8 protein-coding genes and 2 pseudogenes are annotated in these 12,397 nt (G+C 63.7%); 6 read left to right on the top strand and 4 right to left on the bottom strand.

All coding sequences use genetic code 11. The features are described from left to right. A partial coding sequence (locus DM995_RS22820) for an arginine N-succinyltransferase (protein WP_198669468.1) occupies nucleotides 1–151 on the bottom strand: 151 nt, incomplete at its 3' end. A 295-nt stretch (nucleotides 152–446) separates the two neighbouring features. Here DM995_RS22820 and DM995_RS18025 point away from each other — a divergent pair. The 4 genes from DM995_RS18025 (at nucleotide 447) to DM995_RS18010 (ending at nucleotide 7,323) form a co-directional block, all read left to right on the top strand. Further along, nucleotides 447–1,889, top strand: coding sequence for an MFS transporter (locus DM995_RS18025; protein ID WP_116970594.1), 1,443 nt, complete (start codon nucleotides 447–449; stop codon nucleotides 1,887–1,889). A gap of 274 nt (nucleotides 1,890–2,163) precedes the next feature. Beyond that, complete coding sequence (locus DM995_RS18020) at nucleotides 2,164–4,890, top strand: TonB-dependent receptor (protein WP_198669467.1); 2,727 nt, start codon at nucleotides 2,164–2,166, stop codon at nucleotides 4,888–4,890. 125 nt (nucleotides 4,891–5,015) lie between these two features. Continuing rightward, nucleotides 5,016–6,092: a nuclear transport factor 2 family protein gene (locus DM995_RS18015; protein ID WP_116970592.1), complete on the top strand. Its 1,077-nt coding sequence runs from the start codon at nucleotides 5,016–5,018 to the stop codon at nucleotides 6,090–6,092. A gap of 37 nt (nucleotides 6,093–6,129) precedes the next feature. Next, nucleotides 6,130–7,323 carry an MFS transporter gene (locus DM995_RS18010; RefSeq protein ID WP_116970591.1) on the top strand — a complete coding sequence of 398 codons (1,194 nt, stop codon included), beginning with the start codon at nucleotides 6,130–6,132 and terminating at the stop codon, nucleotides 7,321–7,323. On the opposite strand, the gene DM995_RS18005 is transcribed toward DM995_RS18010, so the two are convergent. After that, nucleotides 7,307–8,200, bottom strand: coding sequence for a LysR substrate-binding domain-containing protein (locus DM995_RS18005; RefSeq protein WP_116970590.1), 894 nt, complete (start codon nucleotides 8,198–8,200; stop codon nucleotides 7,307–7,309). The two genes, DM995_RS18010 and DM995_RS18005, sit on opposite strands and share 17 nt — an antisense overlap. An 88-nt stretch (nucleotides 8,201–8,288) precedes the next feature. On the opposite strand from DM995_RS18005, the gene DM995_RS18000 reads away from it, so the two are divergent. Both DM995_RS18000 and astD read left to right on the top strand, forming a co-directional pair. Beyond that, nucleotides 8,289–9,479, top strand: a complete 1,191-nt coding sequence (locus tag DM995_RS18000) for an aspartate aminotransferase family protein (RefSeq protein ID WP_116970589.1) — start codon at nucleotides 8,289–8,291, stop codon at nucleotides 9,477–9,479. Next, nucleotides 9,476–10,894 (top strand): succinylglutamate-semialdehyde dehydrogenase, encoded by a 1,419-nt coding sequence (gene astD, locus DM995_RS17995; RefSeq protein WP_116970588.1) that lies wholly within the window; start codon nucleotides 9,476–9,478, stop codon nucleotides 10,892–10,894. Before DM995_RS18000 ends, astD begins: the two co-directional genes overlap by 4 nt. 73 nt (nucleotides 10,895–10,967) lie before the next feature. Here the strand turns inward: astD and DM995_RS22515 are convergent. Continuing rightward, nucleotides 10,968–11,585, bottom strand: a pseudogene (locus DM995_RS22515) (transposase family protein); the annotation flags it as partial. A gap of 133 nt (nucleotides 11,586–11,718) precedes the next feature. Then, nucleotides 11,719–12,351, bottom strand: a pseudogene (locus tag DM995_RS17985) (transposase); the annotation flags it as partial. Nucleotides 12,352–12,397 lie beyond the last annotated feature (46 nt).

The raw sequence follows: 12,397 nt of genomic DNA, 5'->3' as shown, positions 1-12,397 counted from the left end.
TTGCCGCCACGGCAGCGGCAATGCGCTGGTCGATGGCATCGCGATCGGGCGGCAGGTTGGTCAGCCCGTCGCCACCCTTGGCCGCCAGCGCCAGAACGGCGTCGGTATCCTCGCGGCGGATCGGACGGATGACGGGGCATGCGGTTTCCATGGCGCACGAATAGCATTGCTGCATTCGCAGTCAAGTCGTTCTTGTGCGCTGCTGCCATTGCTGCGTATTGCCGTAATACGCAAAGCTGACACGCCATGGCGATCCGAATTTCGCGAGGCCTTGCCGCGCGGAAAGTCGCCCCAGACAGGCCGTCGCAATTTTCGCTTGCGGCAGATTGATTTCGCATGCACAATTTTAGCTCGACAGGAGGGTGGTCCGTGACGGTATCGATTGTATATTGCACATCCGGCGGATCCGGCATGGCTCCACTGCCCTCGCCCGCGCGCCGCCGCGCATGAACGCGCCGCCGCTGACGGTCAGGGACAAGATTTCCTATGGGCTGGGCAGCACAGCCGAGGCCATGGTGTTTACCACCACATCGAGCTTCCTGATGCTGTTCTACAACCAGGTGCAGGGGCTGCCCGCGCACTATATCGGCATCGCGCTCGCCGCCGGGCTGATCGTCAACGCGGTGTTCGATCCGATGGTGGGGTCATGGTCCGACCGCACCCGCAGCCGCTGGGGGCGGCGTCATCCGTTTATGTTCGGCTCGATCCTGCCGGCCGCCGCGCTGTTCTATGCGGTGTTCAATCCGCCCGAGATCGGCACGGTCGGCCAGCTGGTGTGGCTGGGCGTCGCCAATACGCTGCTGCTCCAGGCGATGACGCTCTACCACACCCCGCATCTGGCGCTTGGTGGCGAGCTGTCCGACAGCTATCTGGGCCGCACCAGCGTGATGTCTTACAACACCTTCTGTCTGTGGATGGGCGATACGCTGGGCTGGCTGCTGTGCTTTCGCATATTCTTTGCCGCCAGCGCCGAATATCCCAACGGCGCACTCGATGCGTCGCGCTGGCCGCTGTTCTCCACCACGGTGGCCGCGCTGGTGCTGCTCATCCTTACCTATTCGAGCTGGTCGACGCGCAACCGCATTCCCTATCTGCCGCAGCCGGGCGAGGACGAGCAGGGATTCAGCCCGCGCGAGCTGTTTCGCGATATCGGGCGGGCGCTGACCAACCGTAACTATGTGGTGCTGCTAATCGGCATGTTCTTCCTGTCGATGATGACAGGCATCCGGCTTGGGCTGTGGCTCTATTCGGCGACCTATTTCTGGGAGCTGACCAACAACCAGATCAGCCTGTTCGTCATCGGCAGCTTTTGCGGCTATGTCTTTGCCGCCTTTGCGGTCAAGCGCCTTCATGCGCGCTTCGACAAGCGCTGGACGGGCATGGCGGCGCTGCTGCTCTACAGCATCGGCCCCGCTTTGCCGCTGGCGCTGGGCTATTTCGGCGTGCTGTCGGCACGGACCGAAGGCATCCTCTACATCCTGATCGCGTTCTCGGTGCTCCAGCATCTACCCTACAGCCTGATGGTGACCACGGTGACCTCGGCGCTGGCCGATATCGCCGACGAGAACGAGCTGAAATACGGCATGCGGCAGGAGGGCGTGCTCTATGCCACGCGGACGTTCTTCGCGCGGGTCGACCAGGCGCTGGGCACCGCACTGGCCGGATGGGTGCTAACCTATATCGCGTTTCCCGCCAACGCGAGGCCAGGCGAGGTCGAGCAGCCGGTGCTGATGGGGCTTGCCGCCGCCTTCGCGCTGTCGAGCATTCCGGGCCTGATCGCCGGCGTGTTCTATGGCATGCTGCGCGTAACCCGCAAAAGCTATGACGCGACCAGGGCCGCGCTTGAAACCCGCCGCGACGCTGATGATACAGGCCTCGAACCGGGCTGAGCGGGCGCCCTTGCGCATTGACGGTGTACGGGTGCCCCGTGCGAGCGTCCGCTGGCACGCCGGACCTGCAATATCGACTGCGCTACAGCGGCGATTTGAACAACGGAACACGATATTGTGATTTCGTGGTCGCAGGCAAGAACGCCGCTTCATGGTCTGTCAATGCGACATTTTAATGTCTCTGATCGATCAGGGGTTGACATTTTCTGCATCAGATGTTGCATTCGAATGCAATAAATCTAGACAATCGGACTCGGGACGAAAGGGGCTAACCATGATAAAGACCAACCGGACACGTGGCGTGAAGGCGCTGCTGCTGGGCGGCTGCACGCTCGCTGCCGCATGGGTACCTGCGGCGCTGGCGCAGGACACGTTGGCGCAGGAGGATGCCGATGGCGGTGCTAGGGCGGAAGAAATCATTGTGACCGCGCAGCGGCGCGAGGAGCGCCTCCAGGATGTGCCGCTGTCGGTTTCGGTGGTCACCTCCGAAACGCTGCGCAACGCGGCAGTGACCACGGCCGAGCGGCTCGAACAACTGGTCCCCGGTATCCGCATGGGCCGTTCAGGGGCCGATCTCCGCCCGGCCATCCGCGGCACGTATACCGAGTTCGTGGGCCCCAACAGCGACCCCCGGTTCGGGATCTATATCGACGATATCTACCAGTCGCGCCCCAGCCAGATACCGCCGATCGTCGATCTGACGCGGGTCGAGGTTCAGAAGGGTCCGCAGGGAACATTATATGGCCGCAATAGCTATGGCGGCAACATCGCCTTTTTTTCGGCCAATCCGACCGACCGGTTCGAAGGCTTTGTCGATGCGATCTATGGGCGATATGACCGGGTGCGCCTTGATGGTGCGATCAACCTGCCGGTAACCGAAGGCGTCGCCTTCCGGCTTTCGGGAATGTACGAAAAGGCCGACGGCTATGTGAAGAACATTAACCCGCTCGGCAATGATTTTGGCGATGAGGATCAATGGTATATCCGCGGCGCACTGCGGATTGCGCCATCGGGCATGGATGACCGACTCGAAATCTTGCTGCGGGGATCGTATCTGGCGCAGGACGGCGCTGGCCAGGGCGGCTTTGGCTACAAGGTGCTGGGCACCCTGGTGGATACTTCGCTGATCAGGCCGCCGGGCGGCTCGATCAACGTCAACGGCATAAACTACACCTTCCCCAATGGCTTCAACGGGTCCAGCTTCACCGGCCAGCGCGTGCCGTTCGATCCGCGGTTTCGCGATGGCGTTGCCGATATCAACGGCGCCGATGTGGGCGTGGCGGTCGATCCCGACCCTTATCGCGTGAACTTTGCCGGCAAGAATTTCCGCCGGGCAGATACATATGCGTTCAGCGGCGTGATCAACTTCGACGCAGGCCTAGTGCGGCTGCGTTCGATCACCAGCTATACCGATTTCAAGAATACCCGGACCGGCAACAGCCTGCTGCCGGTGCAACTCGATTTTTCGATCATCAAGGGCGCAGCGCAGACCTTTACGCAGGAACTGCAAATCCTGTCCAACGATACCAGCAGCCCGTTCCAGTGGATCGCCGGCGCTTTCTATTATGATGACCGGGTTACCGAGATCAACGTCACCAATACGGTGCGGCTGACCCCGACGCCCTATTTCTTTTTCGGGCTTGAGTTTCGACCTGCCGGATCACCGTTCAGCAACGCGACTTTCAACGACTTCTTCAGCGCTTTCGAGAACCGGACTAAGTCTTATGCCGGTTATGGCCAGATGTCCTACACGTTCGACGACCGCCTGACAATCACCGGCGGCATTCGGTACACTCAGGACCGCAAAAGGTTCATGGCTCCGATCAATTCGAACTTCGCGCAAGGCGGCACCGGCTCGTCCTTCTATATTTTCGACATCAACCAGCCAGTTGATTTCGAATGCGGCGGCTTCATCGCGGCGGCCCCCAATTCGAATGCCAATGCGGCATCGATTGCCAACGCCCGCCAGTTCGTCTGCGGCAAGACGAACCAGGATTTCGTGACCTATCGTGCCGCGATTGACTACAAAATCACACCCGACAACCTGGTCTATGCCAGCTTCTCGACCGGCGCCCACTCGGGCGGTTTCAACCAGACACCGGTGTCGATCAGCGGCGTTCAGACATTGCTGACGTTCGATCCGGAATATGTCGATGCCTATGAAATCGGCACCAAGAACACCTTCATGGATGGCAAACTGACGCTGAATGCCGCAGCCTTCTTCAACCAGTTCAGCGATTTGCAGGCCCAATCCTCGATCCCCAATCCGGCAAATCCGCTGACATCGGTGGTCGCTCAGACATTCAACGTCGCCAAGAGCCGGGCCTATGGGGTTGAAGTCGAGGCAGTGATCCGCCCGCATCCCGACTGGACGTTCAATCTGGCGTTCAACTATCTTGATTCGAAACTCCAGGACTATCCGCTCAACGTGTTCGCCAATGGCGGCGCGCAGAACCTGTGCGGCGTGAGCACGAGTTGCGTCCCCAATTCGGGCGAGACGAACGGGCTGCAGGGTTCCCCCTTCCCGAACGTGCGCACTGATCCCAATCGCTTCGTTCCGCTGCTCGGGCCGGACGGCAACCAGGTGGTGGTCGGCGGGGTGCCGCAATTCCGCTACGTCATCGCCGGGCGGCTACGCGACGGCACCACGGTGTCGTCGCCTGAAGCCTTCCAGCCTAAATATACCTGGCAGGCGGGTGTCTCGCACCGTATCGATCTAGGGTCGGCCGGATCGCTGACCCCCGAAGTGCAGGCCTTTTTCAGCAGCGACTATTTGCTCTCGGTGATCGCACCCGAACTGGGGCGGCAGGACGCCTTTACCCGTACCGACCTGCGCCTGACCTACAAGACTGCCGACGAACGTTTTCGTCTCCAAGTGTTCGTCAACAATGTCGAGGATAGCGCGGTCATCACCCGCACTGCCTTTGCGGCGCAGCGGGCGATGCTGGTCAACTATGCCGTGCCGCGTACCTGGGGCATTGCGGCAGGTTTTAGGTTCTGAACGCCCCGGGTCATAAGCTGCGTCCCGGCCGGTCCGATCGCCGTGTGCGACCGGACCGGCATGCCGGGCACGGCTGACGGCGACCGGTGGCCAGCGTCCGGCGATCCGTAAGCAAGAGAGGCTTCATGGCAACTAACAGCTATCCCTTTGTTCTGCCCGAACGCGATGTCGTGACGAAAATCCGGCATCGGCATACCGCCGAACTGCGCCGATCGACCGGCGACCGCACCCAGTCGCTGGAAGGTTTCGAGGACGATTTCACCGATATCGTCGATTACATCCTGCGGATCACCGAGCAAATCTGGGTCGATCGGGGGATCGGCCGCATCTACGATACCTATGACGCCAGCTGCGTCGTCTATTCCTCGATGGGCGTCGTGCGATCGGTCGAGGACGTGGTGGTATCCACGTTGCAGGGCATCAACGCCACGCATGACGGCGAATCGCATCATCTCAACATAGCGTGGAGCGGCGACGACCGGCAGGGCTTCTACACCTCGCATCTGGGCTTTGCGCATTCGACCAACAGCGGCCCGACGATGTTCGGCCCGGCGACCGGACGGCGCCTCGGGCGGTTCTTCGTGGCCGATTGCATCACCCGCGACAACCGCATCCACACCGAATGGCTGATGCGCGACAACGGCGCTGCCGTGCGCCAGATGGGCTTCGATCCGCATGTCGTCGCCCGCCGCCTGGCCGAGACGCCGCCGCCGGAAAGTCCGGTGCTGTCTGTCCCCACCCGGCTGGAAGGCCAGGCGATCCGCACCGGATACAAGGGTCCGGTCGATACGCCGCAAGGCTGGATCGAAAACCATTTCAGCCAGCTGTGGAACATGCGGCGGCTCGACCGGCTGGCCGATCATTACGCACCGGGCATCATCGCGCATTGGGCGGGCGGACGCACCGCGCATGGCCGCCGCAACCTGTCCGCACTGATCATCAGCCTGCTGGCCAGCCTGCCCACCAGCACGGTGCGTGTCGAGAACGTCTGCTGGTCCGAAGAGACCGACGGGCTGATCGTCGCTGTGCGCTGGACCCTGGAGGGCACCACGCGCCCCGGCGGCCTGCTGGGCGACGTTCCCGCCGGGCGTCCGGTGGCGGTGATGGGATCGTCGCACTTCCGCTTCGACGGGCCGCTGATCGTCGAGGAATGGACGGTGTTCGACGAGATCGGCGTGCTCGTCCAGGCCTATAGCGGCTGACCGGCGCGCCCGCTCGCCCGACACGGAAACTGCCCCCATGACCTCCCGCGCGCGTGCGCTCACCTTCGGCTATCTGCTGGCGCTCCAGTTTTTCTATGCCTGGGCGTGGAGCAGCAGCGACATCCTGCGCCCCTATTTCCGGTCATTCTACGGGCTGACTCTGGCCGAGGCCGGTTCTGCCTATTCGGCGCAGGTGATCGGCGCGCTGGCGGGCGCGCTGCTGACCGGCGGCATCGAACACCGGATCGGGCGGCGCGCCACGCTGATGCTGGTGACCGGCGGCTGCGGCGCGGCGCTGCTGGCGGGCGCAGGGGTCGACGATCTGGCCGGGCTCATCGCGCAGCGCCTTGTGCTTGGGCTGTTCATGGGCGCGGTGTTTCCGCTCACCGTCGGCTTGGTGGTCGACATGTTTCCCGCGCGCCAGCGTGGCCGCCTGTCGAGCCTGGTCGATGGCACCTATTTCATCGCCGTGATCGCGCTGGGCTGGGCCAGCGCCGCATTCCTGCCCGGCCAGTGGCTGCTGATGTTCTGGCCACCCGCGCTGTGCCTGTTCGCGCTGATGCTGGCGTGCCTGGGCATCGCATTGCCACCTGCGCCCGACAAGGCAGCAGCCCGGCCACATGGCGCCGCTGCGCTGTTTGCGCGGGGCCTGCGCGCCCGCACCCTGGGCCTGATCACGATGATCATGCTCAATGCTTCAGGCCACCAGATTTTTTCCGGATGGCTCACGACCTTCATGACCGAAACCGAACATTATGGTGACGCGGCGATCGCGGCGACGCTGACCGCGCAATATGGCGGCAGCATCGCGGGATGTTTCCTATGGGGCTGGGCCGCCGATCATTTCGGCAGGCGCGCCGGGCGGTTCGGTCTGCTGGCGTCGGCGGTATTCGTGCTGCTCTTCCTGTTTCTGCCCGGGCCGTTGTGGGTGCGCCAGATCAGCGCGTTCATGTTCGGCTGCGCCTTCGCCACGGTGGTGACCCTGGGGCCGTGGCTAGCCGAGCTGTATCCGCCGCATCTGCGCGGTCCGGCCACATCGATATTTCAATGGGGTCGCTGCGCCAGCCTAGTCGTGCCGCTTGCCAGCGGCGTGCTGGCCACCGCGATCGGGCTGGGCGCGGTGATGGCGCTTGCCGCAGCAGCCTTTGCGGCAGCCGGCGTCATCTGGTGGATATTGCCCGAAACCTGCCATCGACTTGTGCCCGGACGACCGGTCATAATGGCCTGCTGACTTCGCGGTGAAGCCAGTCGCGCAGATGGCCGAGCGCCCCCCCGACAGCGCCGGCCCGGTGGACGAGGTAATAGCCCCGGTCGCCTTGCAGATAGACCGGAAACGGCTGGACCAGCACGCCCGCGGCCAGTTCGGCCTCGATGAGGAAACTCGGGATCAGCGCAGCCCCTCCTTCTGCGGCCACCTCCTGGGCGAGCAGCAGGAACTGGCTGTGTGCAGCGCGCACGCGCACATCGGCATCCCTGATACCGGCGTGCGCAAACCAGTCCGCCCATGCCCCGGGGCGGCCGCGCAGGGTCAGCAACGGCAGCGCCAGCAGGTCGCGCGGTACCTGCACCGCCGCGGCCAGCGCCGGAGCCAGCACCGGAACGACGCGCTCATGGAACAACAGGTAATGTTCGGCTCCGGGTAGATCGGGGTGGCCAAAATGGATCGCAGCATCGAACTCGGAGCTGCGCAGATCGATCTCCTCGTTCTGCGCGGTCAGGTTGACGCGGATATCGGGATGGATGGCATTGAAGCGCGGCAGGCGCGGGGCCAGCCAGCGCATGCCGAAGCCGGGCAAGGTCGCAAGTTCGATCATCCTTTCAGCATCGGGCGACAAGGCGTTGCGGGTCGCGCGGCGGATGTCGGCCAGCGCCGGGGCAACCGCATCGGCATAGGCACGACCCTGCGAGTTCAGCGTGACGCGCCGTCCGTGCCGGTCGAAAAGGCTGTGCCCCAACCATTGTTCCAGCCCCGCGACCTGACGGCTGACCGCACCCTGGGTCAGCGAAAGCTCCGCTGCGGCGCGCGAGAAACTGCCTGCGCGCGCTGCTGCCGCAAAACTCAGCAACATCGCCATCGGCGGCAACAGACGGCGGTTGCTCTCGTTCATTCCATTTACTCATATGCAATCTGGAAACATTCGTTTTGCCTGCGGATGCATTTGTGTCAAGCATCTCCCACCAACTCGGAGACACTGAATGCTCAGCCATGTGATGCCTGTCTACGCACCAGCCCCGGTCGTTCCGGTATCGGGCAAGGGACTCTGGCTGTACGAGGCGAATGGCACCGCCTGGATCGACTGTATCGGCGGCATTGCCACCAACGCGTTGGGCCATTGCCATCCAGCGCTGGTCGATGCCTTGGCGCTGCAATCGCACGCGCTCTGGCATGTCTCCAACGCGCTGTGCATCCCCGGTCAGGCGGAGCTTGGTGCGAAGCTCACGGCTGCCTCGTTCGCCGAACTCGCCTTTTTCTGCAATTCGGGCACCGAAGCAGTCGAATGCGCGATCAAGACCGCACGTCGCTATCATGCCGTGCGCGGCGCGCCCGAGCGGAGCGGCATCATCGGCTTTCACGGCTCGTTCCACGGGCGCACCTATGCTGCGATCAATGCCTCGGGCAACCCGGCCTATCTTGAGGGATGCGGGCCGCTGCTGCCCGGCTTCGATCATTTCGACATCGCCGATCGCGCCGGACTGGCGGCTGCGGTCGCGCGGCCGACGACGGCGGCGGTGATTGTCGAGCCGGTGCAGGGCGAGGGCGGCGCGCGCGCGCTTGCCGATGCCGATCTGCTCCGGCTGCGGCAGCTGTGCAGCGCCCATGGCGTGCTGCTGATCCATGACGAGGTGCAGTGTGGCATGGGACGCACCGGACGGCTGTTTGCACATCAATGGGTCGAGGGTGCCGCGCCCGATATCATGGCGATCGCCAAGGCGCTGGGCGGCGGCTTTCCGGTGGGTGCGTGCCTTGCCACCGCCGACGCCGCATCGGGCATGACCGCGGCCAGCCATGGCTCGACCTTCGGCGGCAACCCGCTGGCGATGGCGGTGGCCGGCGCGGCATTCGACATCATCGCCGATCCCGACATGCTCGCGCATGTGCGCGCGATGTCAGAGCAGCTTCGCTCCGCACTGGAGACGTTGCGCTGCCAGCATCCCGACATCATCGTCGATGTTCGGGGCAAGGGACTGCTGATCGGGCTGAAGCTCGCTCCCAACAACCGCGCCTTCATCGCGGCGGCTCGCCAGCACGGGTTGCTGCTGGCCGGCGGTGGCGACAACATCGTGCGCTTGCTGCCGCCGCTGACAGTGTCTGCTGAGGAGGCGGAGATGATCGTCGAGCGGATCGCCGCGACCTGCATGGCGATGATCTGCCCGGCGGTGGCATGAGCACCGTGCTGACCTCGTTCGATCCGGCGACGGGCCAGCCGGTGTGGCAAGGCGAGGTGGCAAACGCGCACGCGGTTGCCACTGCGCTAGAGCGCGCACGCGCCGCGCTGCCCGGCTGGTCGGATACCCAGCTCCATGAACGGATCGCGATCGTCCGCGCTTTTGCCGAACGCGTCGCCGGGCACCGCGAAGCGCTGGCCACCATGATATCGCGCGAGACCGGCAAACCGCGCTGGGAGGCCGCGCAGGAGGCGGACACAGTGGTCAGCAAGATCGCGATATCGATCGCCGCGCAGGCCGAGCGCGCCGGAGAGCGCAGCCAGGCCATGGCGTTCGGTCGCGCCGTCCTGCGCCATCGTCCGCACGGCGTGTTTGCCGTGCTTGGCCCCTACAATTTTCCCGCGCATCTACCCAATGGCCATATCGTGCCCGCGCTGCTGGCGGGCGATACGGTGGTCTTCAAGCCTTCCGAGGAGGCTCCCGGCACCGGCGCGCTGATGGCGGCGCTGTGGCATGAAGCAGGCTTGCCCGATGGCGTGCTGACCGTCGTGCAGGGCGGCCGGGAAACCGGTGCCGCGCTGGTCGCCGGTGCCATCGACGGGGTGGCGTTCACCGGCTCGGCGCAGACCGGAGTGTATCTGCGCAGGATGTTCGCGGATCGCCCCGACGTCATCCTGGCGCTCGAACTGGGCGGCAACAATCCGCTGATCGCCTGGGACGGCGACCCCGATGCGCTGGGCTCGATCATCGGCCAGTCGGCATTTGTCTCGACCGGCCAAAGGTGCAGCTGCGCGCGCAGGCTGATCGTGCGGGAAGGGCGCGCGGGCGATGCCATCGTCGATGCGGTCGTTGCATTCGCCGAACGCATCCGCATCGGCGCGTGCGATGACCTGCCCGAACCAGCGATCGGCCCGCTGATCAACGCCGCTGCCGCACAGCGTGCCCGCGCCGCGACCGACGTGCTGGCAGCGGGCGGCGCGGGCATCCTGCGGCGAATGACGCCGCCGCGAGGACGCGCAGAGCCGTTCGTGTCGCCCGGCTTGCTGGACGTCAGCGGCATGGCCGTGCCCGACGAGGAAATATTCGCGCCGCTGCTCCAGATCGTCCGGGTCGCAGGCTTCGATGCCGCGATCGAGGCGGCGAACGCCACCCGCTTCGGCCTTGCGGCAGGACTGTTGAGTGAGGACCCGCAATTATGGGACGCATTCTTGCGCCGCGCAAGGGCGGGCGTGATCAACTGGAACCGGCCGACCACCGGCGCATCGGGTACAATGCCGTTCGGCGGGACGGGCGCTTCTGGAAATTATCGCCCTAGTGCGTATTATGCCGCAGATTACTGCGCCTATCCCGTCGCCAGTTTCGAAGCCGATCGCGTGCAGGACATATCCGCGCAATGGCATGGGATCGCGGGATAAACAGCTGATACTCTGGCTACAATATGTTTAGCACTACCTTGGCAGATTTCTGCGGGTTATGTGTCGTCATATTCTATGACAGTGCGGGCATGTTGGCGGTGGAGGTTGGCTGAGTTGGGTTAGGATCGCCTGCCTTATGGGGGGCAAGGACGGCGGCGGCTTCAGGCTCCTTTTTTCGACCCGGTGCTTTCAAGCGGAGGTCTTGCAGGAACGCTAACGCGATCATGCTCATGAGGGCGTGTTCGTGAAGTCTCTGCCATAATCGTCCCTCGAAGTGGTAAAGGCCAAGCTTTTCCTTGAGCTGCTGATGAGCCTGTTTGCAGAGCCCACCGGGCCTTGATGACGCCAGCTAGCTTCTTGAGTGACGTGTCAGCGGGCAGATTGCTGAGGTAGTATTTGCACTCACCGGCGGAGCGGTGCTCTTCAACCAACCAGACCTGTTCTCCGCGACGATGCCGTTGTCCGAGATCACCGATCCGCTGCGGCAGGCCGTCGGCCACCCGCACAAGCATGGCAGCAAAGCGCGCCGACAGCTTGCCATCGTTCCTCGGTGCCAGCTTACGGTCTGCCATTTGGCACTATCGAGCATCTCCTGGGCAGGACGCGAGGCGACGTCAGGCAAATGGTTGTTGCTTGGCCATCCGCGCCCAACGACCTGGAAGATCATCGCAACATCAGCCGGATACACCTGGACACTTCGAAGAACCGCTTGATTTTGGGGTGTTGCGCAGGCCAGTTGCTGCTGGAGGCCCTGATTATGCCAGTGCTTGGGTTTGATCGGCAGATTTCCTGGTGATTGGCCTGCCTTTTGGACCATTTCCGGATCAAGCAGGCGCAGTACGCCCCTCGAGCCAGGCGAGCCTCTGGAAGTTGTAGGCGAGGTTGGCCATGCCGATCTTGATGCGAGCGCGGGCAATGCCGATGGTGCGGACTAACAGACCCATGCGATGCTTCTGCCCGGCAAAGACATGCTCGACCGCCGAACGGATGGCTGATCGCTTGGCATTGGCCTTGGCGATGCGCTCGGGCATGGCGCGGCGGTTCGGCTTGCGCTGGTGGATATGGCTCTTGAACATGCCCCTCTTGAGGAAGGCTTCGTTCTTCTTCGACCGGTAGGCGGTGTCGGCCCAGACGCCCGAGCCGGTGTTGCTCGTGCTGATCAGGTCCGGCAACCGGGCACCGTCATGGGCGTTGGCGGCGCTGGCATCCCAGGTGCGGATCAACCCGTGAGCCCGGTCGATGCCGATGTGGTTCTTGTAACCGAACATCGGGATGGCAAGGTCGACCGGCTTGAACGACTTGGTATCGACGCCCTCCTTCACCTTGGCCTTGGTATACTTCACGCTCCAGCGGGCATCGCGATCCTTCTGGCGGAGCCGGGCTGGCTTTGCCTTCCATGTCTCCGGGATCCGGCCGTCCTTGATCGCCGCCTTCTCCTCCTCGGTGTTGCTGCTGCGCGACAATCAGGATGAGAACCGCGCGACAATCTAGTTGAGAATGGCG

This window comes from Blastomonas sp. UPD001 (assembly GCF_003426715.1).
Lineage (GTDB): Bacteria > Pseudomonadota > Alphaproteobacteria > Sphingomonadales > Sphingomonadaceae > Blastomonas.
Note: the sequence above shows the minus strand (reverse complement) of the source record. Positions and strands in the feature narration are given on the sequence as shown.